This is a genomic window from Streptomyces sp. MBT53 (assembly GCF_016654115.1).
Taxonomy (GTDB): Bacteria; Actinomycetota; Actinomycetes; order Streptomycetales; family Streptomycetaceae; genus Streptomyces.
Map to the genome: position 1 here is coordinate 26,988 of NZ_JAEQAZ010000043.1, position 26,231 is coordinate 53,218.

Here is a 26,231-nt window from a genome sequence, read left to right on the forward strand (position 1 = left end):
GATCGGACGACTGATGATTGGACTGTGGTCGGGGACTGTCAACGGGTGCTGGGAGTGGCCAAGTTGAGCCATTGATCGGATGACCAGCAGGTCAGTCGGCGCCCGCCCGGCTTCGGCTCATGAAAAGTCCAAGAAGACGGGAGCGAATGTCCAAGGCCCGCCACCTCTCGACGCAACGCCCCTGCCGAGGCACAGTTCTCTCTACGTACTCGCCAGTAGATTGAAGGAGCGCGCCCGTGACCAGCTGGATCGGCCGTACCGCCACCGAGATCTCCGCCGCCGTACGCGAGAATTGGGCCACGCCTCGTGAGGTGGTGGCCGAGCATCTCGCCCGGATCGAGCGGCTCGACGGGCGGATCGGCGCGTTCCGGGTCGTACGGGCCGAGGCCGCGCTCGCGGAGGCCGATGCGGTGGGTGCGCGGGCCGATCTGGCCGAACTGCCGCTCGCGGGCGTGCCGTTGGCCGTGAAGGACAACCTCGCCGTGACCGGCGAGTCCACCCGGGTCGGCTCGGCCGCGACCCCGGACACGCCCGCGGACCACGACCATGTCACCGTGGCGCGGCTGCGGGCGGCGGGCGCGGTGGTCGTGGGGCTGACGAACGTGCCCGAGCTGTGTGTCTTCGGCACCACCGAGGGCGTCTACGGCACCGCACGCAACCCGTGGGACACCACCCGTACCGCAGGGGGTTCCTCGGGCGGCAGCGCGGCTGCGGTCGCGGCGGGCATGGTGCCGATCGCGCTCGGCAACGACGGCATGGGCTCGCTGCGCATCCCGGCGGCGAACTGCGGTCTGGTCACCATCAAGCCGGGGTTCGGGGTCGTGCCCGCCGGTATCGGCGACGGTGACTGGTTCGGAATGTCCGAAAACGGACCCCTGGCGACGACCGTCGAGGACGCCCGGCTGATGTTTTCGGTCATCGCGGACATCCAGGTCGTACGCCCTGATGAGCCCACCGCCCGGAAGATCGCCGTCTCCGTGCGCAGCCCCCTCGCCGGGGTCGCCGTCAGCAAGCCGTATACGACCGCCGTCCGGGAGGCCGCCGGGCTGCTGGCCAAGGCGGGCCATGCGCTGCACCGCGCCGATCCGCCGTATCCGCTGTCGCTGAGCACCACCTCGCTCGCGCACTGGACGGCGGGCACCGCGGTGGACGCGGCGGGACTGGACCCGCGCAGGCTTGCGCGGCGGACCCGGGTGCACGCGGCGATCGGGCGCCGGTTCGTCAACAGCGTCCGTACCGGGAGGAGCCGGGAACAGCTGCGGGAACGGCTCACACCGTTCTTCGCCGAGCACGACATCCTGCTGACGGCCGCGCTGGCCCGCCGCTCCCCCAAGGCAGGGCCGTGGCACGAGCGGGGCTGGCTGCGGAATGTGCTGGCCAACACCAACTACTCGCCGATGACTCCCCCGTGGAACCTCACCGGCTGGCCCGCGATGTCGGTCCCGTTCGGCACGCTGCCCTCGGGCGCGCCCTGTGCCGTACAGCTGGTGGGGCGGCCGGGGTCGGAGGCGGCGCTCTTGGAGCTGGCGGAGCAGTTGGAGAAACTGCGCCCGTGGGTGCGGACGGCGCCACTCGACTGAAGGTTCCGGCTGGAGGCCTACAGGGCGCGGTACATGATGTGCAGGCCCACGCGGCCGTCCCGGGGATGGTCGAAGGCGTCCGGGACCGTGCCCAGGATCGTGAAGCCGAGGGAGCGCCAGAGTTTGACGGCGGGGTTGGTCTCGACGACCGCGTTGAAGACCATGCCCCGGAAGCCCTGGTCGCGGGCGGCGGTGAGGATGTGTTCGGCGAGGGCGCGGCCGATGCCCCGGCCGCCGTGGTCGGGGTCGACCATGAAGCCGGCGTTGGCGATGCGGTCGGCGGGGCCGCCGTAGTTGGGGGTGACGAAGGCGGAGCCGACGATCGTCCCGCTCTCGTCCTCGGCGACGTACACGCGCTTGGGCGGGGACGTCCACAGGGCCCGGGCCGCCTCTTCGGAGGTGTCCCGGGCCCAGGTGTAGGTGTCGCCGGCAGCGACGATCCGGTGCCAGAAAGGCCAGATCCGCGGCCAGTCGTCGGCCGCGGCTTCTCTGATCAGCATGGGCGCGATTTTCGCACGCCCATGCCGTCGGCGATCGCGATGGGTCCCGTGGGGTCCCTTGGGGGGTCAGTCCACGCTGGGCAGGATGTGGGGCTCGGCGAGGTCGTCCTCGTAGCCGGCGAGCCGGATGGGGGCGGACCGTGCCCACACGGCCAGGCTGCCGAGCTCGTCGGACCGGTGGCCCGCACGCTCCGTGGATTCCTTGGGGCGTTGCTCGCGATTCGTCTTCTCTGGTGTCACCGCGCACTCCTTATGTGTCGGGTCACCCTCGGGGCATACCGGCCGTTCTTCGGTCCGGTACCTGAGGCCCGCTCGGGTGTGGGTTGAAGGCAGTTCGGACGCGGTGGCGCCGGTAACTCGTGTGAGAGCGGGCCGTTGTGAACGGCCTGCCCCGGGACGGACCATGGGTGTGGGTGGGACCCCTTGTTGCTGTCCGTCTGCCTCAGGTTAACCAAATGAGCGGGCTGCCGCTCGATGGGGCTGAAAACATGGGGTAAATAATAGACACGCGCTACGGGGAACACGTCAGGTCGGCCGCGGGGAGCCGGCCGGTGGCGAGGTAGGCGTTGACGGTGTCGTTGACGCAGGTGTCGCCGTAGTCGGTGCCGTACACCCCGTGCCGGTAGGAACCAGTGACGGTGACGAGCCGTGAAGCGGGCCACCTTGCGTGCATCTGCCGGGCCTCCGAGTACGGCACCCGGGGATCGCCGGTGGCGTTGACCATCAGCGCCGGGATGTTGTTGTGGACGGTGGTGACCGGCCGCTCCTCGGGCCGTGGCCAGAACGAGCACGGGGTCACGTTGTTGAGGAGCGGGCCGAACAGCGGGTGCCGGGCCCGGGTCCGTTCGATCGCGCGCCAGTGGACCTCGGTGTCCCGCGGTCCCGGTGTGTCGGCACACAGGTACGCGGTCTGCGTGCTGCCGTACGCGGAACCGTCACCGGTCAGCGTCGCCGCCAGGAAGGCGGTGAGGAACGCGTCCGGCTCGGCGTGCCCGGTGTCGGCGGCCTGCTTGAGCGTGCGGAAGACACCCGCGATGAGCGCGTCCCCCTCCTCCGTGTCGTCACCGAGGACCGCGTAGTCGAACAGCGGCGCCACGTGCCGGTCCACCCGGTACGGTCCGATGGCCAACGGCCGCCGGACGGCCGCTGACTGGATGCCGTCGAGGGTGGCGAGCACGGCGTCGGCGGTGGCGCCCAGCCCGTAGGTACGGTCGTGGGCCGCCGCCCAGCCCGCCCAGTGGCGCAGGGCGTCCTCGTTGACCTGCTCGGTGCCGTACTCGGCCCAGGGGGCGAGGCGGCTCGGATCGTGCACGCCGTCGAGGACGACGCGGTCGGTGCGGCCGGGGAACATCGCCGTGTAGACCTCACCGAGATAAGTGCCGTACGAAACGCCGTAGTAGGAGATCCGGCGCTCGCCGAGGGCGGCGCGGACGGCGTCCATGTCACGGGCCGCGTTGCGCGTGGAGGCGTAGGGCAGAAGGGCTCCGGCGCGGTCGCGGCACTGTTCGGCGAGGCCGCGCTCGAAGTCCCTCATGCGCTCGAAGCCCGCCCGGTCCGATCCCGCCGAGCGGAAGTAGGTCTCGGTCCGCCAGCCGCAGTTGAGTGGTGTGTTGCGGCCGGTGAAACGTGGGTCCACGCCGACGATGTCGTAGCGACGGGCCGTCTCCCCCATCGCCGCACCGACGGACAACAGGGACTCGATCGCGGGATCCCCGGGTCCGCCCATGTTGTAGAGGAGCGTGCCGATGCGGTGCGCGGGGTCGGCGGCCCGGAGGCGGGCCACCGCGATGCCGATCGTCCGGCCGCCCGGGGTCGCGTGGTCCAGAGGGACCGTCAGGTCGGCGCATTGGGCGCCGGCCGTGTCGAGAGCCTTGCCGGTGTCGTCGTCGGGACCGCGGGCACAGGTCTTCCAGGCAAGGGGCCGGTGGTCCAGAGACGGGTCGGTGGGTGTGGTCGGGGTCTGCGGGACAGCGACCGCGGTCGTCGGGAGAGCGGCCATGGCCAAGAGAGCGGCTGCCACCGCCCTCCCGAATCGCACGCGGAACGTGAACGTCATGTCACTCACTGTAGCCATCGCTGCCGGGGGCTGCATCCGGATTTCCGGGGCGTCGCCGCTCAGTCCCCGACCCGTACCAGCCCGCTCTCGTAGGCGAAGATCACCGCGTGGATACGGTCCCGGAGGCCGAGCTTGGTCAGGATCCGGCCGAGGTGGGTCTTGACGGTCGTCTCCCCGACGAAGAGGCGGTCCGCGATCTCGCCGTTGGCCAGTCCCCGGGCGACCAGGGCGAGGACTTCCCGTTCCCGCTCGGTGAGAGCCGCCAGGCGGCCGCGCTGGGCGGGCGCGGTCGCGGGGGCGTGCAGGACGAAGCGTTCGACCAGGCGCCGGGTCAGCGAGGGCGCCACCATGGTCTCGCCCCTCAGCACCGCGCGGACGGTCACCAGGATCTCCTCGGCGGGGGCGTCCTTGACGAGGAAGCCGTTCGCTCCGGCCCGCAGCGCCGCGTAGGCGTACTCGTCGAGATCGAAGGTGGTGACGAGGAGGATGCGGGGCCCATGGGGCTGCGCGCAGATGATCTCGGTCGCGGCGAGCCCGTCCAGACCGGGCATGCGGACGTCCATCAGGACGAGATCCGGCTCCATTGCGGCCACCCCCGCGATCGCCGCGTCGCCGTCGGCGGCCTCGCCCACCACGGTGAGATCGGGCTGGCTGTCGACGACCATGCGCAGCCCCATCCGGATCAGTTCCTGGTCGTCGCAGATCAGCACCCGGGACGGTGACGTCGATGCCGCGGTACGTTCCGGGGTCGGGTCGAGGCCGGTCATGCGGTCGCCGCGGTGGGTTCCGGCTCGGCAGGACGCAGGGTCGCTACGACGCGGTAGCCGCCGTCGGGTGTGGGGCCGGCGTCGAGGCGCCCGCCGTACAGGGCGGTGCGCTCGCGCATGCCGGTGAGTCCACGGCCGGACGGGGGCGGCGGGACCGCACGTCTGTCCGACGCTCCGGGCGAGTTCTCCACCCGGACGCGGACCAGCCGCCCGGGCCCCTCGCTCCCGGTGTCGACCCGTACGTGGACCGTGGCGTCCGGCGGGGCGTGCTTGACGACGTTGGTGAGCGCCTCCTGCACGATGCGGTACGTCTGCGCGGTGAGATCCGGGGGAAGGCCGTCCTGTTCTCCGCGCAGGTCCAACTGGGCTTGCCTGCCGCTGGTGTTGAGGCGTCCGATCAGTCGCCGCAGATCGGCCGAGAGGTGTTCGCCGGCCCCATCGGGAGCGGCCCCATCGGGAGCGGAACCGGAGTCGGCGCCCGTGTCAGGGGTGCGCAACACCTCCAGCAGGCGGCGCAGTTCGCCGAGGGCCTCGCGGCCGGTCGCGCTGATGACGCCGAGGGTGCGATCGACGACGGCGGGGTCGATCTGCCGCATCAGCCTGCCGCCCTCGGCGTTCAGCACCATCACGCTCACGCTGTGCGCGAGGACGTCGTGGATCTCGCGGGCGATGCGGGCCCGCTCCTCGGCGACGGCGACGCGGGCCAGGGCGAGGCGTTCCGACTCGGCGAGCGCGGCCCGCCGTTCGAACTCGGCGACATAGGCGCGCCGGGCGCGGACGTACTCGCCGAACACCCAGGCCCCGGCGAGCAGGAGCCCCACCGCGAGCGGGGTGAGCCAGGCTCCCCGGGCGCCCGGGCCGCCGTCGTAGTCCCGTTGCCACGCGGGAATCCACAGCAGCACGCAGCCGGCGGCGCAGAGCACCGTGACCGCGGCGGCGCGGCGCAGGCCGCGCACCGTGAGAGTGGCCAGGGCCGCGGCCAGGGCGACGGCGCCGCGTCCCGGTTCCTGCCCCCACACGTGTCCGAGGTACTGCGCCCAGAACACCGCGGTCACCAGGGCCGCGACCAGCACCGGCCGGCGGCGACGCCACAACAGGGGCAGTACCAGGGCGACATACACGACCGCCTGCACCCAGACCGGCCGCCAGCCCGGCTCCGGTCGGATCACCGGCGGCACCGCCACCAGCACGACCAGCAGGGCGTCGGTCAGCCATGGATGGCCCCGCTGCAGGCGGGACAGGGTCTCGATCAGCCGAAGCACCACTTCACGCTACGGCCGGGACCGCTCCCCCACATCGTCCCGGCGGGCGTCTTGGGGTCCTCCCACGGTCGTACACGCACCGGCCGGGGACACGACGTACGGCGACCCGGGTCGCTTCCACCATGGCCGCCATGTCGATCACCACCGAATTCCTCAGGCGACCACTCATGACCGGTGCCGTGGCGGCCAGTTCACGACGGCTCGCGTCCGCGATGACCGAGGGCATCGGACTGGAGGAGGCCCGGCTCGTGGTCGAACTCGGCCCGGGGACCGGGGTGTTCACCGACGCGATCCTCGCCCGGCTGGCGCCCGCCGCACGGCTCGTCGCGATCGAGCTCAACCCGGTGCTCGCGGCGCGGCTGTCGGCCACCCGGCGCGACACACGCCTGACCGTCGTACGGGGCTCGGCGGCCGAACTGGCTGCCGTGGCAGGCGAACCGGCCGACGCGGTCGTCTCCGGGCTGCCGTGGACGGTCATGCCGAGGGAGCAGCGCGGGCGCATCCTGGACGCCGTCGCCGAAGTCCTCACGCCCGGCGGCCGGTTCACCACCTTCGCCTATCTGCACGCGGCCTGGACCCCGCCCGCCCGCCATTTCACCGCCGAACTGGCCTGCCGCTTCGGCCAGTTGGAACGCTCGACCGTGGTGTGGCCGAACCTCCCGCCCGCGTTCGTGCACCGGGCCACTCAGAAGCACTGACCGGCCGCTTACCGGTCCGTCTCCGTCGTGGCGGCCAGCGCGCTGTCCAGCCAGCCGATGATCGTCGGGAACACCTCGGGCAGTTTGCTCACCGCGCAGTGTCCGGTGTCGGGGACGAGGTTCACGACGGTGTCGCGGCGGCCCTGGAACACCAGGGTGTCGTGCTGCGGCACATGGACGTCGTCGGCGCCGTTGACCACCAGCATGGGGCTGTTGCGGTCCTGGTCGAGGAGTGGGCGAAGGGTGAACTCGGCCCTGGCCGCGACCAGTTGCCCGGGGGTGGGCGGCGCGTCGAAGCCCATCGCGTTGCCGAGGATCCCGTCCATGCCGAAGGCGTCCTTGCGCGCGTCGGTGAACGCCGCCTCGACCGGCCCGCCCAGCACCACGGCGGCGTCGACCTCACCTCCGAGTCCCGACCGGGCCGAGAAGTATCCGCCCATCGAGATGCCCAGGTGCGCGACCACGCCGTTGCCCAGCGACCGGGCGTGCCCGATCAGCCCGGTGACCATCTCCGCGCCGCCGGCGCCGCTCATCGGCACCGTCGACTCGCCGGTTCCCGCGATGTCGAACACCAGCACCCGGGCGCGCAGTTGGAGAGCGAGAAGCACCATCAGCCCGTGCACATCCATCTTCCAGCTGTCCACACCTCCGCTGGCGAGCACCACCGGCCGATCGGCAGGGAGGTCGAAGGGCGCGAGCACGTGGACCGGGACGCCGGTCGTGTCCCCCTGATACGGCAGTTCCAGCGCGTACCGCTCGAACCGCACCCCGAAACCGGGAGCCGCGAGCCGGTACTGCTCCAGCTGCCTGGCGAGCGCGGCCCTCTTGCTCTCGTCGGCCAGGGCGGGGAACTTCGCCCATCCGTAGGCCAGCGCCGCCTGCTCATGGGCTCCCGCGTCGGCGTAGGCCGCGGCCAGCTTCGACCACTCGTGGACCCAACCGCCCGGAGCGTCCGCCCACATCTCGGTGACCGCGGCCCGCACCGCGTCGACGTCGGCCACCGGCAGCCCGGTGTTGACCATCTGCGGATACCGCTCGCCGAACAGCTCCGACGCGTCCAGCGGCCATTGGTAGGGCATGACGGCTCCTTCCGTTCTTTCCACGACCCGAGCACTAACGCACACATTCTGCGTTAGCGGACGCTACGCCCCCTCGAACACAAACGCAAGATTTGTGCGTTAACGTGATGTCGTGAGCAAGAACGAGACGAGCGACCAGGCAGAGGCGTCCCGCCGTCCGGGCGGCCGGTCCGCGCGGGTCCGTGCCGATGTCCTGCGGTCGACCCTGGAAGTGCTCGCCGAGAACGGCACGAGCGGCTTGACGATGAGCGAGATCGCCCGTCGGTCGGGCGTCCACGCCACCTCGATCCAGCGGCGCTGGGGTGCCCCGCAGAACCTGGTCCTGGACGCGCTGCTGTCCTACAGCCAGGAACACCTGCCGGTCCCCGACACCGGGAACCTCCGCGACGACATGGTCGCGCTGGCCCGGCTCATCGCCGCCTACCTGGACACTCCCCTGGGCATCGCACTGGCCCAGGCGATGGCCACGGCCGAGGAAGATCCCCAACTGACCGAGAGCCGTGCCCTGTTCTGGCAGTCCCGCTACGACGTCACCCGGATCATCGTCGACCGCGCCGTCGACCGCCATGAGCTGCCGGCCGACGCGGATCACCAGCTCGCCCTCGAACTGCTGGTCGCGCCGCTGCACTTCAGGGCGCTGCTCATCCGGCAACCCGTCGGGGAGGACCGCATCGAGCGGATGGTCGACACCCTCCTGCACGGCCTGGCCGGACCGGACTCCGCCCGCACACGGCCCGACTCCCGGTAACACCGACGCCCGCGCCGGCGAGCAGCACGATCTGCGTCACCGAAGGCGTCGAGCAGTTCAGGTCCCGTTGGCTGCGCCGAAAGCTCGCCATGATCTCCTGGCGTTCCGCACAGGCTGTCTCGCGGGAGGACTGACGCATGGAGTTGCGCAGCGTCGAGGAGCTGATGGACCTGCTGTACGCCTGCCGGGGTGCCTGGGACACCCCGGACCGGAGCGGTGATCCGGTCGATCTGCACGACCACGCACTGCAGACGGCCGCGCTGCTGCGCCGAAGTCGCCCCGCCGACAAGGAACTCCAGGTCGCCGGCCTGGTCCACGACATCGGGCATCTCCTGCAACCCGGAGACGACGCCGGACACGCCGACCACGCGGCGGACGCCGTCCGCGCACTGCTCGGCGAGCGGGTCGCCCACCTGGTCCGGCTGCACGTGCCCGCGAAGCGCTATCTGGCCACCGCAGCACCGGACCACGACCTGTCCGCGCAGAGCACGCTGACCCTCCGGGCCCAGGGCGGCCCGATGTCCCGCGCCGAGGCCGCCGCCTTCGAGCACGATCCGCTCGCCGACGACGCGATCACCCTCCGCCAGGCCGACGACGCGGCCAAGGTCGTCGGCCTCGACGCCGGGGTCCTGGAGGACTGGCGCACGGTACTGGGCATCGTCGCCGCCCGGAACTCACGGCTGCCCAACTCCCGCCTGGGGGCTGTCGACTGACGATCCGTCATGAGATCGTACGGCGATGATGACGTCGTCGTACGGTCTGCGAGGTCGGGCCGTCCTGGTCACCGGCGGCACGCGCGGGATCGGGCGCGCGGTCGCCGAGGCGTTCGCCGGGGCCGGGGCGCTGGTGTGCGTGAGCGCTCGGGACGCCGGTGAAGTGGCGCGCGCCGCGGCGGAGTTGGGCGGGGTCGGACTGGCCGGGGACGTCGGCGACCCCGAACACCCGAGGGAGTTGGCCGAGTTCGCGCTGCGCGCCTTCGGGCGGATCGACGTGGTCGTCAACAACGCGGCGACGAACCAGCCGTACGGTCCGCTGATGGAAGCCGATCCGGACGCCTGGCGGACGGCGTTCGCCGTGAACGTCGAGGCGCCGCTGCGGTTGACGCAGTGCGCGTGGCGGGCGTGGATGCGGGAGCACGGCGGCGCGGTGGTCAATGTGTGCACCGAGGGTGCCGGGCATGTCGGGCCGAACGTGGGGGCGTACTCCACCAGCAAGGCGGCGCTCCTTCACCTCACCCAGCAGCTCGCGGGGGAACTCGCGCCGGGAGTGCGGGTCAACTCCGTCTCCCCCGGACTCGTACGCACCGAGATGGCGCGCTTCGTGTGGGAGCCGGGCGAGGCGGAGGTCGCCGCCGGGCTGCCGCTCGGCCGGATCGGGGAACCGGCCGACATCGCACGGGCCGTGCTGTGGCTGGCCTCCGACCAGGCCGAGTGGATCACCGGGGCGGATCTGCTGGTGGACGGCGGGACACGGGTGCGGGCGGCGTACGCGTCGGGCGGGTACGCCGTCCACGACCGGCTGAGGTCGGCGGGGCCGCCGCACTCATGACCTGCTCGCTCACGGGAACAGGGCGATCCCCACAAGGATCAGCAGGACGATCCCGGCGACGAGAGCGATGGTGGCCCAGGTGCCACGGTGTTTGACCGTGGCCGCGGACCCGCCGCCGCGCGGGCGGTCCTCCGGCAGGACGGGGTGGGCCGGGCGGTCGCTCGCGTAGAACTGGTCGTCGGTCGGGTAGTGGTTGCGCGGGTCTTCGAAGGCCCTCGGATCGATGCCATGTGCACTGGCCATGGGAACCTCCTCGCGCGGTGCTCACCAGGGCCGGGACCCGGCGGTCACCGGGCCTCGTGCCCGGAGTGGCGGGTTACCACTTACCGGGCGCGTAGTCCTTGAGGAAGACGCCGTACAGGTCCTCGCCCTGTTCGCCGCACACAATCGGATCGTAGACCCGGGCCGCGCCGTCGACCAGGTCGAGCGGGGCGTGGAAGCCCTCCTCGGCGAGGCGGAGCTTGTCGTAGTGGGGACGTTCGTCGGTGATCCAGCCGGTGTCGACGGAGGTCATGAGGATGCCGTCGGTCTGGAACATCTCCTGGCCGCTGGTGCGGGTCACCATGTTCATCGCGGCCTTGGCGGCGTTGGTGTTCGGGTGTCCCGCGCCCTTGTAGCCGCGGCCGAAGACGCCTTCCATCGCCGAGACGTTGACGATGTACGCGCGTCCGCTGGTCGCGGCCCTGGCGGCGGCGGCCATGGCCGGGCGGAGCTTGCTGATCAGGATGAACGGCGCGGTGTAGTTGCAGAGTTGGGTCTCCAGCAGCTCCACCGGGGAGATCTGCTCGATGGTCTGCACCCAGGTGTTGGTGTCGACCACGTCGGGGACCAGCCCGCCGGCGTCGATGGCCGTGCCGTCCAGGTGCCGGGCGACGCTGGCGTTGCCCGCGACCAGGGCGAGATCGGCGACCTGCTGGGCGTCGAGTCCGCTGATCCCGACGGGCAGCGCGGCGAGGCCGTCGACCACGCCGGAGCCGAACGCCCCGATGACGTGGTGGGCGGGCAGCTCACCCGCGGGCAGCGGGGCGCTCTCGCCGTCGACGAGGGCGGCGTAGGCGGACGGCAGCCGTCGTACCGTCTGGGTCGCGTTGTTGATCAGGATGTCGAGCGGGCCCGCCTCGGCGACCTGGTCGGCGAGGGCGACGGCCTGGGCCGGGTCGCGGAGGTCGATGCCGACGACCTCCAGGCGGTGCAGCCAGTCCGCGGAGTCGTCCATCGCCTTGAAGCGGCGGATGGCGTCCTTCGGGAAGCGCGTCGTGATCGTCGTGTGGGCGCCGTCGCGCAGCAGCCGCAGCGCGATGTACATGCCGATCTTGGCGCGACCGCCGGTGAGCAGCGCGCGCTTGCCGGTGAGGTCGGCGTGGACGTCGCGCTTCTCGCGGTTCAGGCGGGCGCAGTCGGGACAGAGCTGGTGGTAGAAGTAGTCGACTTCCACGTACCGGGTCTTGCAGGTGTAGCAGGAGCGCGGGCGCTGCAGGATCCCGGCGATCCGGCCCTCCTCGGTCACCGACGACGGGAGCAGACCCTCGGTCTCGTCGTCGATGCGCTGCGCGGAGCCGGTCGCGGTGGACTCGGTGACGGCCTTGTCGTGCGCGGTCTTCGCGGCCCGGCGCTCCTGACGGCGGCGCTGCTTGACGCTGCGGTAGATGCCCGCGGTGGCCCGGCGCACGGTGATCGCGTCGGGGTGGTCGACGTCGATCTTCTCGAGTTCGTCGAGCACGCTGAGGCAGACGGCCAGCCGCTCGGGGTCGATGCCGGGCCCGTACACGACCTCGTCCGGGGTCGTGGAGCCGTTCTCTGTCACCGTCATCGCGCTGCCGTTTCCTTGGGTCGTCCGCGGCGGCGCTCAGAGCGCACCGGCCGTCGAACAGGGAATTTTACGGAGCGCCGGGCCGCAGCACCAAACCCGTCCCACGTCACGACCCGCAGGCGGTGATGAGTGTCTCCACCTCCTCGGTGAGCGCACGCGCGAACAGATCGAGATCCGGTACCGCCGCCGCGTCCGCGACGAGGCCGTAGTGGACGTGTCCGCGGAAGGTGGAGACGGCGACCGCGAGGGACTGGCCGCGGGCCAGCGGGGCGTACGGGAAGACCGCGGTGACCGGGTTGCCGCCGAGCTTCAGACCGATGCTGGGCAGCGGAACGCTGGTGACGAGGATGTCGAACCAGAGCCGGGCGGCCTGGGCGGCGAACGGTCCGCCGAGCCGGTGGCCGAGCGCCGGCACGTGGTCGGCGAGCAGGGCGACGGCGCCCGCGCCCCGGTTGGGGCCCGCGTCCTTGTTGCGGTCCATGTCCGCGCGCACCGAGTCGAGCCGCCCGAGCGGGTCGGGGTCGTCGACGGGCAGCCGTATCAGGTACCCGGAGAGCCGGTTGCCCTGCGGCTGGGCGCTGCGCGGGCGGCGTTTGGAGACGGGGATCAGGGCGCGGGGCGCGACGCCCTCGCTGCCGTCGCCGCGCTCGTCGAGCCAGCGGCGCAGGGCGCCCGCGACCACGGCGATGAGCACGTCGTTGACGGTGCCGCCGACGGTCTTGCGGATCCGGTGCACGTCGTCAAGGTCTACGACGACTCCGGCGGTACGGCGGGTGCCCGACGGCTCGGAGGCCAGCGCAGCCGACGAGCGGACGTCGAGGGTCGAGCGGGCGACGGACGCCCCGATGTCGAGGGCCCGGCCGACGTCGGACAGGGCACCCCGGACCAGCCCGGGCAGCTTGCGCACATCGGGCAGCAGGCCACGCGCGGGCTCCTCGGGGCGGGGCCGCCGCTCGGGCATGTCCATCGGGTCGAGGATGGCGGCGGCGAGGGTCAGCGCGCGCAGTCCGTCGGCGAGGGCGTGGTGGAACTTGAACAGCACGGCGAAGGAGACACCGTCCTCGCCTGGCAGTACATGCGCCTCCCACGGGGGCCGGCCGCGCTCCAGCGGGCGTTCCATGAGCCGCCCCGCGACCTCCTGGAAGTCGGCGGTCGGGGCGTGCAGCCGGACGTGGTGCAGGGGGTCGAAGTCGGGGTCCTCCTCGCGGGTGGCGCTCCCGAAGGACAGGGACAGCGGCCGCCACACGTCCCGGATGCGCATCCGCAGCCCGGGGACGGCGGCGGCACGGGCGGCGAGGAGGTCGGCGGCGTGGGCTCCCGCGGTCGGCGAGTGCGCCGAGAAGACGCCGAGTGCGCCCAGGTGCATCGGGTTCCGGTCGGACTCGATGTTCCAGAACGCCAGGTCGAGGGGAGCGAGCAGATCGGAAGTCAAAGGCTTGCCTCGCGTCGACTAGGGGTGAGCAAGCAGTCAAGCGCCGACAAGCGATTACGGTCAAGTACGATCAAGCTACGCACAGTTAACAGCAGATTACATCCGGCCCCGGTCCCGCCCCCGTGGGAGGGGCGGGACTCCAGTGGCGCCTGAGGTCACTTCAGTGCCGGTGGTCCCGCCTGGGGTGACGTACCCCACTCCGACGGGTGCGGGCCGACCGTGAAGTCCACCGACCGTACGGACCTCAGCTGCCCGGTCGTGAGGTAGGTGCGGTCGTACGACGTCCCGTCCGTCCGGGCCGCCTGGATGTAGCGGTCGCCGGCGGAGGAGCCGGGCGCCTTGATGGTCAGGGCGCCGTGCGGGTAGTAGCGGCGGTCCAGGGTCAGGTCGACCCGCTCGAAGACGGGCGTGGACAGACCCCACGTGTCGTAGCCGGGCTGGACCGGGAAGATCCCGATCGACGACAGGACGTTCCAGGCGGACATCGTGCCGAGGTCGTCGTTGCCGGTCATACCGGTCGGGCCGTCCGTGAACAGGGTCAGTGCCGCGTGGACGACGTCGGTCGTCTTCCACGGCTGTCCGGTCGACAGGTAGGTGTACGGGGCGATCAGGTCGGGCTCGTTCTGCGGGTTGTACTTGTCGGCGTTGTAGTAGTCGTACGGCCCGTTGACCCACACCTCGCGGGCCGTCTTCGCCGGGTCGGCGAGCAACTGGTCGTAGGCGAAGAAGGAGTCCAGGCGGGCGTTGGCCGCCTGCTGTCCGCCGATGAGGTCGACCATGCCGGGCAGATCCTGCAGCACCAGCCACTGGTACTGCCAGGACGTGCCCTCGTGGAAGCCCTCGCTCTGCGCCGGGTCCGCGGGACCGACGAAGGCGCCGGAGGCGTCGCGGGCGCGGAAGAAGCCGGTCGAGGGGTCGAAGATGTTCCGGTAGCTCTGGGCGCGGGCCGCATAGCGTGCGGCATCGGCGCCGTGCCCGAGGTCCCGGGCCATCTGCGCGAGCATCGCGTCCGAGAGGGCGTACTCCAGTGTGGCCGAGGCCCCGTGGTCGTAGTCCGAGTCACCGGGTTTCACGTGCGGGCGGTCCTTGATGTACGGCGCGAAGCCTTCGGCGATGTACTCCTTGTTGGCTTCCCGCCCGACCGCCGCCGACGCGGTGGGCGGCACGCCGTCGGCGTTCTGCTTCAACGCCCGGTAGGCACGCTCCTCGTAGCCCTTCAACAGGCCTTGCTGGTAAGCGTTCGTGAGGAACGGCGTGACCGGGTCCCCGGTCATGATGTTCGTCTCGACCGTGCTGTAGCCCCACTTGGGCAGCCAGCCGCTCTCCTCGTCGATCTTGATGACGGAGATCGCCATGTCCCGGGCCTCGCGGGGTGCGAGCAGGGCGAGGAGCTGTGACTGGGTGCGATAGGTGTCCCACAGGGACCAGTTCTGGTAGTAGGTGAAGCCCTTCGCGCGGTGGATCTTCTGGTCCCAGCCGGTGTAGCGGCCGTCGGCGTCGCTGCCGATGTTGGGCGCGAGGAAGGACCGGTACAAGGACGAGTAGAAGGTCCGGCGCAGGCTGTCCGAGCCGCCCTGGGCGCGGACGTCGTCGAGCCGGTCCTCCCAGGCCTGCTGGGCCCGGTGGCGTACCGCGTCGAACGAACTCCCGCCCTCCGCACGGAGGTTGACGGCCGCACCGTGCGCGTCGACGTACGACAGGGCGGTGGTCGCCTCGACCGTACGATCCTTCGTCGTGTCGAAGCGGACGTACGCGCCGCCGCTCCCGGTCCTGGAACCGGCGGCCACCGTTGGACCGTTCCAGGTGCCGTAGGTGGTGAACGGCCGGTCGAAGCGGGTGATCGTGTAGACGGTGTAGGGCTTGGTGTCCTGGCAGAAGCCGCGGCCGGTGATGGTGGTGCGCACGGTCCGGTTGTCGAGGACGTCCACCTTCGAGGAGACGCCGGAGTGCAGCGACTGGGCCGCGTTGAGCAGGACGTTGGCCTTGTCGGTGGCCGGGAAGGTATAGCGCTGGACGCCGGTGCGCGCGGTCGCCGTGAGTTCGGCCTCGATGCCTGTTTTCAGGCCGACTTGGTAGTAGCCGGGGCTCGCGTGCTCGTCGTCGTGGCTGAACTCGGCCGCGTACTGGGCGTAGTCGGTCTGTGTCACCTCGCCGGTCGTGGGCAGTACGGGCAGGTCGCCGCCGAGGCCGCAGCCGACGCCGGAGAGGTGCACGAGGGAGAAACCGCGGATGTGGTTCTGGGAGTAGTCGTAGCCGGTGTTGTGGCCGGTGTCCGGCGAGAACTGCACCATGCCGAAGGGCACGGCGGCGCCGGGGTATGTGTTCCCGTCGTTCTCGGTACCGATGAACGGGTTGACCAGGTCGGTGAGTTGACCGCTGACGGAGGCTGCGGCGGGGGCGGCGAACAGCGCGGAGACTGCCACCGCCCCCGCCATGCACAACCGCAGGCGTCGGGTCCATCTCATGGGTCCTCCAAGGGAGTTCAGGTGGTGGGGCACCCTGCGGGGGTCGCCTGCGAGGCGTCGCGGATCAGGGCCTGCTGGGCGGCCTTCACCCGCCGCGCGTCTGGCTTGAGCACCCGCCGGTCGTAGGTCATCAGGCCGTTCAACTCGCCCTCGACGTCGGAGATCTGGGTGTAGACCGCGCCGTTGCCGCCCTGGCAGGTCAGCGCGTGCACCTCGGCGAGCTTGGCGAGGTAGTCGTCGGTGTAGGCGGCCGGGTCGACGTCGATGTACGACTGCTGGACCGACCAGGCGTGTCCCGGCACCGCGAGCCCGAGGCCGCCGTACTCGCCACTCACCAGGGCGCGTTGACCGTCCGGGTGAGGTGGCAGGGCGGGGCTGGGATAGCCGTGCTCGTCGATGATGTCGCCGGTGCCGCCGTCCACGCCGAGGTTGATGCCGGACATGCTGTTGACGAGCCGGGTCGGGTCCCAGGCCTTCGCCTGGTCGGCGATGCGGGCCTCGTCGTACTGGCCCCAACCCTCGTTGAACGTCACCCACATGACGATCGACGGGCTGCTGATGTGCTGGTCGATCATCTGCTTCAGCTCGCGCTCGTACTCGGCGCGGGCAGCGGGCGACGGGTTCACCCCGGCGGTCATCGCGGGCATGTCCTGCCACACCATGAGGCCGAGCCGGTCGGCCCAGTAGAACCAGCGGTCCGGCTCGACCTTGATGTGCTTGCGCACCGCGTTGAAGCCCAACTCCTTGTGCACTTTGAGGTCATGGGCGAGTGCCTCGTCGGTCGGGGCGGTGTAGAGGCCGTCGGGCCAGAAGCCCTGGTCGAGGGTGGCCATCATGAAGACCGGCTTGCCGTTGAGGACCGTGCGCGGGACGCCGTTCACCTTCTCGACGGCGATCGAGCGCATCCCGAAGTAGCTGCCGACGCGGTCCTTGCCGATGGTGACCTTCAGGTCGTAGAGGAACGGGTTGTCGGGCGACCAGAGTTGGGGGTTCTTGATGGTCAGAGTGAGCGGGGTGCCGGTGCGGCCGTGTGCGGTGGCCACCGCTCGCTTTCCGTCGTACGCCGTCGCCGTGATCGGTACGCCGTCCCGAACTCCCTTTGCTTGTACGGTGAGTTGGCTCCTGGTGACGTCCGGGGTGAGTTTGAGGGAGTCGACGTGGTCGGGGGCGACCGGTTCCATCCAGACGGTCTGCCAGATGCCCGAGGTCGGGGTGTACCAGATGCCGCTCGGGTCGAGGCGCTGTTTGCCGATCGGCGGGTTCTCGCCGTTCGCCGCGTCGGTGGGGTCGTAGACGCCGACGATCAGTTCCTGGGTGCGGCCGGGCTTCAGGGCGTCGGTGACGTCGGTGCTGAACTTGTCGTAGCCGCCCTGGTGTTCGGTGACCTTCGTGCCGTTGACGTAGACCTCGGCCCGCCAGTCGACGGCACCGAAGTTGAGCATCAGGCGCTTGCCCGAGCCGATCTTCCAGTCGGCGGGGACGCTGAAGGTGCGGCGGTACCACATGCGGTCCTCGTGCCGTTCCAGGCCGGAGAGCTGGGACTCGACGGGGTACGGGACGAGGATGCGCTCGGTGAGGTCACGGCCGACCGGCGGCTGTTCACCCGCCGTGGCCGCCGCGAACTGCCAACTGCCGTTGAGGTTGCGCCAGTCGGTGCGGGTGAGCTGAGGGCGGGGGTACTCGGGGAGGGCGTTGTGCGGGCCGACCTGGTCGGCCCACTGGGTGCGCAGTTCGTGGGTGGAACGGTTCGGGCCGGTGCTCCAGAACGCGTTGATAACGTTGCCATTGGACGCGGTGAGGCCGGCGTTTCCGTCATAGCGGATGTCGGCGGTGCCGGGGGCGGTGCCCGTCTTGTTGCCGACGACGGGTTCGGTGAGCGGGACGAGCAGGGTCCGCGAGTCCTTCGGGTCCAACTGAGCCGTCCCCAAGGGCCACTTGGCGCCGCCGATCACCGCTTCGAGGTGGTCGGTCAGGTCGGCCGGGGGTGTGGCGAGGGGCTGGGCGAAGTCGAGTTTCAGGGTGCGGCCGGTACGGGTGACCGTGGTGGCGAGGGCGCCGTCGTAGTCGTAGCCGTCGGGGAGGCGGAAGGCCGACTGCGGGACGGGCACCTTGGTGTCGCCGGGTTCGGTCCAGCGGAGGTGGAGGTTGGAGCCGCCGTAGTGCTCGAAGTACTCGACCTTGATGTCGTAGGCCGTGCCGGCGGTCAACTCGACGGGTGCGGCGGTCTGTTCGTGGTCCCAGTCGTCGACCCAGTGGTCGATGGCGAGCTGTCCGCCGATCCAGAGGCGGAAGCCGTTGTCGCCGATGATCGAGAAGGTGTGGGGGCCGGACTTCGTCGGGACGATCTTTCCGGTCCAGCGGATGCTCACGTCGTCCGACTGGCCGGTGGCGAAGGCGAGTCGGGGTTCCAGGTTGTCGAAGTCGAGGTTCGGGTCGACGCCGGTGGCCTTGAGGTCGGCGAAGTCGAAGGCTCCTGGGGCGGATTGGGTGTAGTACTCGCCCTTCAGGCCGTGGATCTCGACGAGGTCCTCGGCGGTGGTGGCGTTCGCGGTGGGGACGGCGGCCAGGGCGGCGATGCCGAGTGCCAGCGCTAGCAGTAACGCGAGTCGGTCTCTGAGACGTCTGATGCGCAACGGAACCTCCATAACAACGTTGTCATGGGCAGCAGTTGGCATGACAACACGGATTCCGCCTTCCGTCCAGGGACATGACAATCCTGGGTCATGGCACGGCAAAGCCCCGGTGCGGTCGGGACGCACCGGGGCCGATGTTCGGTGCCTACGTGACCAGTTGGCCCTTCCCCAGGGCGATGACGCCCCCCTTGGAGACCGTGTACAGGTCGGCGTCGCGCTCCGGGTTGACCCCGATCGTCGCGCCCGGCGGTACCTCGACGTTCTTGTCCAGGACGGCGCCGCGGACCACCGCGCCGCGCCCGATGTGGACGTTGTCGTGCAGGATCGAACCCTGGACGACCGCTCCGGGGTCGACCACCACGCCCGGGGACAGCACCGAGCGCGTGACCTGACCGCGGATGAGGCACCCGGAGCTGATGATCGACTCGCTGGCCATGCCGCCGGCGTTGAAGCGGGCCGGGGAGAGCTGGCCGGAGTGCGTGTAGATCGGCCAGTTGCGGTTGTAGAGGTTGAAGGCGGGGCGCTCGGCGATGAGGTCCATGTGGGCGTCGTAGTAGGCGTCCAGGGTGCCGACGTCCCGCCAGTAGCCCTGGTCGCGGGTGGTCTCGCCGGGGACGTGGTTGGCGCTGAAGTCGTAGAGCGCGGCCTCACCCCGGTCGGTGAGCGCGGGCAGGATCGAGCCGCCCATGTCGTGCACCGAGCCGATGTCCTCGGCGTCCCGCTGGAGGGCCTCTATCAGGGTCTTGGTGGTGAAGATGTAGTTGCCCATGGAGGCGTAGACGCACTCCGGGTCGTCGACCAGGCCCGGCGGGTCGGCCGGCTTCTCCAGGAAGCGCTCGACCGTCTGGCCGTCCGAGCCCGGGGTGATCACGCCGAACTGCGAGGACTCCGCGCGCGGGACACGGATTCCGGCCACGGTGACGCCCGCGCCGCTGTCGATGTGCTGGGCGAGCATCTGCCGGGGGTCCATCCGGTAGACGTGGTCGGCGCCGAAGACCGCGACGTACTCGGGGCGCTCGTCGTAGATCAGGTTCAGCGACTGGAGGATCGCGTCCGCGCTGCCGAGGTACCAGCGCGGGCCCAGGCGCTGCTGCGCCGGGACGGGTGTGACGTAGTTGCCGAGCAGGCTGGACATGCGCCACGTGGTGGTGATGTGGCGGTCCAGCGAGTGCGACTTGTACTGCGTGAGGACGCAGATGCGCAGGATGTCGGCGTTGACGAGATTGGACAGTACGAAATCCACGAGGCGGTACGTTCCGCCGAAGGTGACCGCGGGTTTGGCCCGGTCGGCGGTCAAGGGCATCAGCCGCTTGCCCTCACCGCCCGCCAGTACGATCCCGAGCACCGAAGGTCCGCCACGACGCATGGCCGCTCCCCTCACCCTGGTTGACCCCAGCCTGCCCCTGAGCAGCGCACACTAAGCCTGTTTGAGGATCTCCTCGTAGAGCCGCGCGGTACGCAGCGCCACGGCGTCCCAGCCGAACTCGCCCACCGCGCGCTTCCGCCCTGCCTCGCCCATGCGCTTCGCAGTCTCCGGGTCGGCGAGCACGGAGTCGAGTGCCGACGCCAGGTTCTCCTCGAAGTTTTCCTCGATGGACACCAGCAGGCCGGTCTCGCCGTCCGCCACGACCTCCGGGATGCCCCCGACACGCGACGCGACCACGGCCGTACCGCAGGCCATCGCCTCCAGGTTGACGATCCCCAGGGGCTCGTAGACCGAGGGGCAGGCGAAGACGGTGGCGTGGGTGAGGAGCTGGATGACCTCAGGGCGGGGCAGCATCTGCGGGATCCAGTGCACGCCCTCGCGGACCCGGCTCAGCTCCTCGAAGAGGTCGCGGAACTCACGGTCGATCTCCGGCGTGTCGGGCGCGCCGGCGCACAGCACGACCTGCGCGGCCGGGTCGAGGTCGCGCACCGCGCGCAGCAGATGCGGCACGCCCTTCTGGCGGGTGATACGGCCGACGAACAGGACGTAGGGGCGGTCGGGGTCGATGCCGAGCCGGGTGAGGACGTCGGTGCCGTGGTCGGGGCGGTAGAGCGTGGTGTCGATGCCGTTGTGGATGACCCGCACCGCGGCGGGGTCCAGCGACGGGTAGCAGGCGAGGATGTCCTCGCGCATGGCGCCCGATACGGCGACCACGGCGTCCGCGGCCTCGATCGCGGTGCGCTCGGCCCAGCTGGAGAGGGCGTATCCGCCGCCGAGCTGCTCGGCCTTCCAGGGGCGCAGCGGCTCCAGGGAGTGGGCGGTCATCACGTGCGGGACGCCGTAGAGGAGCTTGGCGAAGTGGCCGGCGAGGTTGGCGTACCAGGTGTGCGAGTGGACGAGCTCGCGGCCTTCGAGGGCGGCGGCCATGGAGAGGTCCACGGAGAAGGTGCGCAGGGCGTCGTTGGCGCCGTCCAGGGTCGGCCAGGAGCGGTGGCGTACGACGCCCTCCGTGCGGCCCTCGCCCCAGCAGTGCACGTCCAGGTCGACCAGGGGCCTCAACTCCCGGGCCAGGAACTCCACATGGACGCCCGCGCCGCCGTACACATCCGGCGGGTACTCCCGGGTCAGCAGTCCCACTCGCACCCGTAACCCCTTGTTCTCAGCGGCTGATTGCACTCATGGTCACCCAGAAGCGGCTTTCGCGGAAGAGCCGGGCGGTTGTGTGAAGCAGCAGTCTCCGCAGACCCCGCCGCCGGGGACCCGGTAGTAGAGGCAGCAGCTGCGGCGCCGGAAGGCGGTTCCGGTGAGGGTTCCGGTGTCGGCGAGGAGGGGGTGGGCGAGGAGTTCCGCGGTGAGGGCACGCGCGCGCGTGGCCACTTCCGGACGGCCACGCGCGCGTGCCCAGCGGTCGAGTTCGCGGGCCGCGCCCGCCAGCGCGGAGGCAGCGTTGCCCCACAGCAGGCCGGCGGAGATGCGGTGGTGGGCGGCCAGGGCCGCGTTCAGGGGTTCCAGGTGGCCGTGGAGCACGACGTCCACCAGCGCGTCGACGGGCAGCGGGCGGACCTCGGCCAGCCACAGGTCGTCCGGTGCGGCGCTGCCCGCGTCCCAGTGCAGCAGGCGCGGGTCGAGGTCCGGGATGCGGCCGTAGAGGGCGGCGCAGCCGAGGGCCGCCGACCACAAGCGGGCCGCGAGCGCCTGCTGTGCGACCGAGGCGGCAATCCGCAGCTCAGGGGCCCGGAGACGCTCCGCGACGTTATGGACACGGAAAGTCAGTGAATTTCCGTAAACATCCGACACGGGGTTTTCGTAGATCGTCGCGAGCGTCGGCAGCGGGCCGTTCGGTGCTGCGCCCGTGCGTAGTACGAAGAAGCCACCGAGGGCGCGGAGCGCGGCGAGTTCGGGGTCGAGGTCCACGAACAGCAGTAGTACCAAGGCTCTTAGGGGTTTCACCCAGGGGGTGTCGTCCGGTGTCACCCACCTTGGGGAGGACAGAGGGCCTTTCGTACTCCATCGGCAGTACTACCCAATCGGTGCTCAGGTACGACGACGGGAAGAACATCACGCGGCATCGTGTTCTGTATGAAAGCCGACCGTTCGCCGCGTGGTGCCAGAGGTACCCGCCTGACGCAGAGGAGCTGCCGATGAGCGCCCTCGCGTTGTCCATCGTGCTGTCGCTCGTCTCCGCCGTGGCCTACGCGGGCGGAGCGATCGTGCAGGAGCGCGTCGCGGTGTCCTCTCCCGACCAGGAGTACGCGCCGCTGCGCCGCCCGAGCTGGTGGGCGGCGGTCGCGTTGAACGGTTCGGGCGGTCTGCTGCACGTGGTGGCGCTGGCCTACGGCCCGCTGAGCCTGGTGCAGCCGCTGGGTGCGCTGACCATCGTGTTCGCGCTGCCGATGGCGGCCCTGTTCGTCGGCCGCAAGGCCGGTTCCACCGCCTGGCGCGGCGCGATCATGGCGACGATCGGTCTCGCCGGTCTGCTGTCCCTGGTCGGCGCGTCCGACAGCCACTCGCTGAGCACCGCCCAGCGGGTGTCCGTGGCGGTGTTCACCGGTGCGGTGGTCGTGACCCTGATGATCGCGGGCCGCGCGGCACACCGGCACCCGGCGGTGCGCAGCGTGCTGCTGGCGACGGCGTCCGGCATAGCGTTCGGCATGTCCTCGGTGTTCACGAAGACGGTGACGGTCGACTGGGACAACGGCGCGATATCGGCGTCCGACATCCCCTTCCTGGCCGTGATCGCCGTCTTCGCGGTCGCCGGTCTGATGCTCTCGCAGGCCTCCTACCGGGGCGCGGGCCTGGCGGCTCCGCTGGCGGTCCTGACCGTGGTGAACCCGGTGGTGGCGGCCGTCGTCGGCATCACGATGTTCGGCGAGACCTTCCGCTACGGCACGACGGGCACCCTGCTCGCCCTGAGCGCCGGAGTGGTCGCCGCCGGTGGCCTGATCCTGCTGACCACGGAGCGGCTGGAGAGCGAGCACGCGGACTCCCCCGCGGCGACTCCCGTCGCGCCGTCGCCCATCGAGGAGTTGCTGGACGCCCTCCCTGGACAGCCCGTCGACGTGAGCGCGAACGTCGACGCGGACCTCGGCATCACGGGCGGGGACATCCTCGTCCCGGCCCCGGCGGCGATCCCGGCCGACGAGGGTTACGGGACCCTGGAACCGGCCGGGTCGGCCGAAGCGCCGAGCTACTTCGGCCCGTTCCACGCCGGGCTGTACGTGATGATGCCGGTCCACGACCGGCATCGCACACGAGTCAAATCCTGACGCCGCCGTCCCGCAGATAGGCGAGCGGGTCGATGTCGGTACCGAACCCGGGCCCCGTCCGCACCTCGAAGTGCAGATGCGGGCCCGTGGTGTTGCCGGTGGACCCCGACCGCCCGATGCGCTGTCCGGCGCCGACGGACTGGCCGTCCCGCACCGAGATCGCGGACAGATGCGCGTACTGCGAGTACCGCCCGTCGGCGTGCCGGATCACCACCTGGTAGCCGTACGAGCCGCCCCAGCCCGCGGTGACGACCTGCCCGGCCTCGATGGCCTTCACCGAAGTGCCGGTGGGGACAAGGAAGTCGACGCCGGTGTGGTAGCCCTTCGACCAGGCGGAGCCCTCCGCGTGGTACGCCGTGCCGATGGGGGCGTCGACGGGGGCGACGAGGGAGTGACTCGTCGACTTCTTGGTGGTGGTCTTCTTCTCCGCGGTGTGCGAAGTGGCCTTCTTCGTCGCGGACTTGGTGGCCGGTTTGGTGGCCGGTTTCGTCGTGGTGCGGGTCGTGGTGTCGGCCTTGCCGTGCAGGTTCAGCCGCTGGCCCGGCAGGATCAGGTCCGGGTCGTCGCCTACGGTCGTACGGTTCGCGGCGTAGAGCCCGTGCCAGCCGCCGTCGACGCGCTCGGTCTCGGCGATCCCGGAGAGGGTGTCGCCGCGCACCACCGTGTACATCTCGACGGTGCCCGCGCGGGACTGCGGTGTGGTCTGCGGCTGTACGTCCTTCACGGACCGCTTGACGGTCTGCGCCTTGGCGTCCTCGGCCTTGGTCTTGGTCTTGGCCGTGTCGGTGGTCTTCGTGCCGCCGACGTGGATGTCGGGGGTGTCGCCGCCCCGGGTGAGCCCGGCGCGCACCGAGCACACCGGCCAGGCGCCGGGTCCCTGCCCCTTGAGTACCTTCTCCGCCACGGCGATCTGCTGGTCCCGGGTGGCCAGATCCGCGCGGCTCGCGTACGCCGTACCGCCGTAGGCCTCCCAGGTGGACTGGGTGAACTGGAGCCCGCCGTAGTACCCGTTGCCGGTGTTGATGCTCCAGTCGCCGCTGGACTCGCAGGCGGCGACCTTGTTCCAGGTGCTCACATCGGCTGCCTGGGCGCTGCCCGCACCGGCGCCGACGAGGGGTATCGCGAGGCCCGCACCGCCCGCCGTGACCGTGAGGAGCGAGGAACGGTTGATCCTGTTCGGCTGATACCGGCGGTGCCGGCCGCGTACGGCCATGGAGAATCCCCCTCGACATACGTCAGGAGGGCCAAAAGTAAGCGCCACGAACAGGCCATGACAAGACGGCAACCGGCCGCCCTGTGGCTCAAGTGGCGAGCGGGCCCCTCCGGTTGCGGTGAGCACGTGCGGTCGGGGTACCGGCAGGCCAGGATGGACCGAGCGGCAATACTGGCGAGCACGACCGGTACCACCGACGTTCAGGACCTTCCTGATCTTTAGGCTTGATTTCCTGATCCTTAGGAGCCAACCGAATGAGCACTTCAGCGCAGATCGGCGTCACGGGCCTCGCGGTCATGGGCCGCAACCTCGCCCGGAACTTCGCGCGCAACGGCTACACGGTCGCCGTGCACAACCGGACCGCGTCCCGCACCCACGCCCTGGTGGAGGAGTTCGGCGGCGAGGGCGACTTCATCGCGGCGGAGACGGCCAAGGACTTCGTGACCGCGCTGGAGCGTCCGCGCCGCCTGGTCATCATGGTCAAGGCCGGTGACCCGACGGACGCGGTGATCCAGGAGTTCGCCCCGCTCCTCGAACCCGGCGACATGATCATCGACGGCGGCAACGCCCACTTCGCGGACACCCGGCGTCGCGAGCGCGACCTGCGCGAACAGGGCATCCACTTCGTCGGCATGGGCGTCTCCGGCGGCGAGGAGGGCGCGCTGCACGGCCCGAGCATCATGCCCGGCGGCCCGAAGGAGTCGTACGACTCGCTCGGTCCCATGCTGGAGAAGATCTCCGCGAAGGCCGCGGACGGGGCGCCCTGTGTGACCCATGTGGGTCCCGACGGCGCCGGGCACTTCGTGAAGATGGTGCACAACGGCATCGAGTACGCCGACATGCAGCTGATCGGCGAGGCCTACCAGCTGCTGCGCGATGTCGCCGGGTACTCCCCCGCGCAGATCGCCGACATCTTCCGCACTTGGAACACGGGCCGGCTGGACTCCTACCTGATCGAGATCACCGCTGAGGTGCTGTCCCACGTGGACGCGGCCACCGGCAAGCCGTTCGTGGACGTCGTCGTCGACCAGGCCGAGCAGAAGGGCACCGGCCGCTGGACGGTCCAGATCGCCCTCGACCTCGGCGTCCCGGTCTCCGGCATCGCCGAGGCGGTCTTCGCCCGCTCCCTCTCCGGACACGCGGCCCTGCGCGAGGCATCACGGGGTCTGGCCGGACCGACGGCGACCCCCCTGGGCGAGGCCGAGGCGGCGGCCTTCGCCGACCGGGTCGAGCAGGCGCTGTACGCGTCGAAGATCGTGTCGTACACGCAGGGCTTCCACGAGATCGCGGCGGGCAGCGAGGAGTACGACTGGAACGTCGACCTCGGCGCGGTCTCCTCGATCTGGCGCGGCGGCTGCATCATCCGCGCGGCCTTCCTCGACCGCATCCGCGCCGCGTACGACGNCCGTGCGGGCCCGCCTGCGTGAAGCGCCGGTCAGGCGGGCTGCCACAGTTCGATGCGGTTGCCCTCGGGGTCGGTGACCCAGCCGAACCGTCCGACGCCGTCCATGTCCTGCGTCTCCGCATCCACGTCCGCACCCTTGGCACGCAACTGCGCGAGCATCGCGTCGAGGTCGCGGACCCGGAAGTTGAGCATGGTCTGCTGCGTACGGGACCCGAAGTAGTCGGTGTCGGCGGGAAAGGCCGCGAACACCGTCGGCCCGGCTTCCTGCTGCCACAGCCCGTGCTCGTCGACGTCGAGACCGAGACAGTCGCGGTACCAGGAGCTGAGGGCCGCAGGATCGCCG

The 26,231-nt window shown here is 70.7% G+C and carries 22 protein-coding genes and 1 pseudogene; 7 read left to right on the forward strand and 16 right to left on the reverse strand.

All coding sequences use genetic code 11. The features are described from left to right. Positions 1-236: 236 nt before the first annotated feature. Positions 237-1,580: an amidase gene (locus JHN45_RS17850; RefSeq protein WP_201049703.1), complete on the forward strand. Its 1,344-nt coding sequence runs from the start codon at positions 237-239 to the stop codon at positions 1,578-1,580. Positions 1,581-1,597: 17 nt separating this feature from the next. On the opposite strand, the gene JHN45_RS17855 is transcribed toward JHN45_RS17850, so the two are convergent. The 5 genes from JHN45_RS17855 to JHN45_RS17875 form a co-directional block, all read right to left on the reverse strand. Continuing rightward, positions 1,598-2,080: a GNAT family N-acetyltransferase gene (locus JHN45_RS17855; RefSeq protein WP_200709822.1), complete on the reverse strand. Its 483-nt coding sequence runs from the start codon at positions 2,078-2,080 to the stop codon at positions 1,598-1,600. Between the two features lie 66 nt (positions 2,081-2,146). Then, a complete protein-coding gene (locus JHN45_RS17860) occupies positions 2,147-2,320 on the reverse strand; it encodes a hypothetical protein (RefSeq protein ID WP_200709823.1) in 174 nt (57 codons plus the stop codon). A gap of 271 nt (positions 2,321-2,591) precedes the next feature. After that, positions 2,592-4,136 carry an alpha/beta hydrolase gene (locus tag JHN45_RS17865; protein WP_200709824.1) on the reverse strand — a complete coding sequence of 515 codons (1,545 nt, stop codon included), beginning with the start codon at positions 4,134-4,136 and terminating at the stop codon, positions 2,592-2,594. 59 nt (positions 4,137-4,195) lie between these two features. Next, positions 4,196-4,903, reverse strand: coding sequence for a response regulator transcription factor (locus JHN45_RS17870; RefSeq protein ID WP_200709825.1), 708 nt, complete (start codon positions 4,901-4,903; stop codon positions 4,196-4,198). After that, entirely contained in the window at positions 4,900-6,165 is a 1,266-nt protein-coding gene (locus JHN45_RS17875; RefSeq protein WP_200709826.1) for a sensor histidine kinase, read from the reverse strand. The genes JHN45_RS17870 and JHN45_RS17875 overlap by 4 nt, the downstream gene beginning before the upstream one ends. A gap of 131 nt (positions 6,166-6,296) precedes the next feature. Between JHN45_RS17875 and JHN45_RS17880 the strand changes: the two genes are divergently transcribed. Beyond that, positions 6,297-6,863 carry a class I SAM-dependent methyltransferase gene (locus JHN45_RS17880; RefSeq protein ID WP_236583786.1) on the forward strand — a complete coding sequence of 189 codons (567 nt, stop codon included), beginning with the start codon at positions 6,297-6,299 and terminating at the stop codon, positions 6,861-6,863. A gap of 8 nt (positions 6,864-6,871) precedes the next feature. On the opposite strand, the gene JHN45_RS17885 is transcribed toward JHN45_RS17880, so the two are convergent. Next, positions 6,872-7,942 (reverse strand): alpha/beta hydrolase, encoded by a 1,071-nt coding sequence (locus JHN45_RS17885; protein WP_200709828.1) that lies wholly within the window; start codon positions 7,940-7,942, stop codon positions 6,872-6,874. A 112-nt stretch (positions 7,943-8,054) separates the two neighbouring features. Here JHN45_RS17885 and JHN45_RS17890 point away from each other — a divergent pair, with 112 nt between their 5' ends. From JHN45_RS17890 to JHN45_RS17900, 3 genes are all read left to right on the forward strand, one after another. Continuing rightward, positions 8,055-8,690 carry a TetR-like C-terminal domain-containing protein gene (locus tag JHN45_RS17890; RefSeq protein WP_200709829.1) on the forward strand — a complete coding sequence of 212 codons (636 nt, stop codon included), beginning with the start codon at positions 8,055-8,057 and terminating at the stop codon, positions 8,688-8,690. A gap of 137 nt (positions 8,691-8,827) precedes the next feature. After that, entirely contained in the window at positions 8,828-9,403 is a 576-nt protein-coding gene (locus JHN45_RS17895) for an HD domain-containing protein (RefSeq protein ID WP_200709830.1), read from the forward strand. 28 nt (positions 9,404-9,431) lie between these two features. Then, positions 9,432-10,238 carry an SDR family oxidoreductase gene (locus tag JHN45_RS17900; protein WP_200709843.1) on the forward strand — a complete coding sequence of 269 codons (807 nt, stop codon included), beginning with the start codon at positions 9,432-9,434 and terminating at the stop codon, positions 10,236-10,238. A gap of 9 nt (positions 10,239-10,247) precedes the next feature. On the opposite strand, the gene JHN45_RS17905 is transcribed toward JHN45_RS17900, so the two are convergent. The 8 genes from JHN45_RS17905 to JHN45_RS17940 form a co-directional block, all read right to left on the reverse strand. Further along, entirely contained in the window at positions 10,248-10,481 is a 234-nt protein-coding gene (locus JHN45_RS17905; protein WP_201049705.1) for a hypothetical protein, read from the reverse strand. 73 nt (positions 10,482-10,554) lie between these two features. After that, positions 10,555-12,048 (reverse strand): SDR family NAD(P)-dependent oxidoreductase, encoded by a 1,494-nt coding sequence (locus JHN45_RS17910; RefSeq protein ID WP_201049706.1) that lies wholly within the window; start codon positions 12,046-12,048, stop codon positions 10,555-10,557. 106 nt (positions 12,049-12,154) lie between these two features. Next, positions 12,155-13,480: a wax ester/triacylglycerol synthase family O-acyltransferase gene (locus JHN45_RS17915; RefSeq protein WP_201049707.1), complete on the reverse strand. Its 1,326-nt coding sequence runs from the start codon at positions 13,478-13,480 to the stop codon at positions 12,155-12,157. A gap of 155 nt (positions 13,481-13,635) precedes the next feature. After that, on the reverse strand, positions 13,636-15,945 hold the full coding sequence (locus JHN45_RS17920) for a GH92 family glycosyl hydrolase (RefSeq protein WP_201049708.1): 2,310 nt from the start codon (positions 15,943-15,945) through the stop codon (positions 13,636-13,638). A gap of 17 nt (positions 15,946-15,962) precedes the next feature. After that, the gene (locus JHN45_RS17925; RefSeq protein WP_201049709.1) at positions 15,963-18,578 is read right to left on the reverse strand and encodes a PA14 domain-containing protein; all 2,616 of its coding nucleotides are present in this window, start codon (positions 18,576-18,578) and stop codon (positions 15,963-15,965) included. Between the two features lie 145 nt (positions 18,579-18,723). Next, positions 18,724-19,944 (reverse strand): glucose-1-phosphate adenylyltransferase, encoded by a 1,221-nt coding sequence (glgC, locus tag JHN45_RS17930; protein ID WP_201049710.1) that lies wholly within the window; start codon positions 19,942-19,944, stop codon positions 18,724-18,726. A 51-nt stretch (positions 19,945-19,995) separates the two neighbouring features. Beyond that, entirely contained in the window at positions 19,996-21,147 is a 1,152-nt protein-coding gene (gene glgA, locus JHN45_RS17935) for a glycogen synthase (protein WP_201049711.1), read from the reverse strand. A 39-nt stretch (positions 21,148-21,186) separates the two neighbouring features. Beyond that, positions 21,187-21,936: a (2Fe-2S)-binding protein gene (locus tag JHN45_RS17940; protein ID WP_201049712.1), complete on the reverse strand. Its 750-nt coding sequence runs from the start codon at positions 21,934-21,936 to the stop codon at positions 21,187-21,189. 209 nt (positions 21,937-22,145) lie between these two features. Here JHN45_RS17940 and JHN45_RS17945 point away from each other — a divergent pair, with 209 nt between their 5' ends. Beyond that, positions 22,146-23,270: a DMT family transporter gene (locus JHN45_RS17945; RefSeq protein ID WP_200709838.1), complete on the forward strand. Its 1,125-nt coding sequence runs from the start codon at positions 22,146-22,148 to the stop codon at positions 23,268-23,270. Here JHN45_RS17945 and JHN45_RS17950 read toward each other — a convergent pair. Beyond that, positions 23,260-24,483 carry a transglycosylase family protein gene (locus JHN45_RS17950; RefSeq protein ID WP_200709839.1) on the reverse strand — a complete coding sequence of 408 codons (1,224 nt, stop codon included), beginning with the start codon at positions 24,481-24,483 and terminating at the stop codon, positions 23,260-23,262. The two genes, JHN45_RS17945 and JHN45_RS17950, sit on opposite strands and share 11 nt — an antisense overlap. Before the next feature lie 254 nt (positions 24,484-24,737). Between JHN45_RS17950 and gndA the strand changes: the two are divergent. Further along, a pseudogene (gene gndA / locus JHN45_RS17955) lies at positions 24,738-25,907 on the forward strand (NADP-dependent phosphogluconate dehydrogenase); the annotation flags it as partial. Positions 25,908-25,918: 11 nt separating this feature from the next. On the opposite strand, the gene JHN45_RS17960 reads toward gndA, so the two are convergent. After that, positions 25,919-26,231, reverse strand: a 313-nt coding sequence (locus JHN45_RS17960; RefSeq protein WP_201049713.1) for a VOC family protein, incomplete at its 5' end; no start/stop codon positions are given.

Bases quoted from the DNA above. Each gene is read 5' to 3' on its own strand.
- JHN45_RS17855 (WP_200709822.1), bottom strand. From the start codon at position 2,080: ATGCTGATCAGAGAAGCCGCGGCCGACGACTGGCCGCGGATCTGGCCT.
- JHN45_RS17865 (WP_200709824.1), bottom strand. From the start codon at position 4,136: ATGACGTTCACGTTCCGCGTGCGATTCGGGAGGGCGGTGGCAGCCGCT.
- JHN45_RS17870 (WP_200709825.1), bottom strand. From the start codon at position 4,903: ATGACCGGCCTCGACCCGACCCCGGAACGTACCGCGGCATCGACGTCA.
- JHN45_RS17880 (WP_236583786.1), top strand. From the start codon at position 6,297: ATGTCGATCACCACCGAATTCCTCAGGCGACCACTCATGACCGGTGCC.
- JHN45_RS17885 (WP_200709828.1), bottom strand. From the start codon at position 7,942: ATGCCCTACCAATGGCCGCTGGACGCGTCGGAGCTGTTCGGCGAGCGG.
- JHN45_RS17895 (WP_200709830.1), top strand. From the start codon at position 8,828: ATGGAGTTGCGCAGCGTCGAGGAGCTGATGGACCTGCTGTACGCCTGC.
- JHN45_RS17900 (WP_200709843.1), top strand. From the start codon at position 9,432: ATGACGTCGTCGTACGGTCTGCGAGGTCGGGCCGTCCTGGTCACCGGC.
- JHN45_RS17905 (WP_201049705.1), bottom strand. From the start codon at position 10,481: ATGGCCAGTGCACATGGCATCGATCCGAGGGCCTTCGAAGACCCGCGC.
- JHN45_RS17910 (WP_201049706.1), bottom strand. From the start codon at position 12,048: ATGACGGTGACAGAGAACGGCTCCACGACCCCGGACGAGGTCGTGTAC.
- JHN45_RS17920 (WP_201049708.1), bottom strand. From the start codon at position 15,945: ATGAGATGGACCCGACGCCTGCGGTTGTGCATGGCGGGGGCGGTGGCA.
- glgC (WP_201049710.1), bottom strand. From the start codon at position 19,944: ATGCGTCGTGGCGGACCTTCGGTGCTCGGGATCGTACTGGCGGGCGGT.
- JHN45_RS17945 (WP_200709838.1), top strand. From the start codon at position 22,146: ATGAGCGCCCTCGCGTTGTCCATCGTGCTGTCGCTCGTCTCCGCCGTG.
- JHN45_RS17950 (WP_200709839.1), bottom strand. From the start codon at position 24,483: ATGGCCGTACGCGGCCGGCACCGCCGGTATCAGCCGAACAGGATCAAC.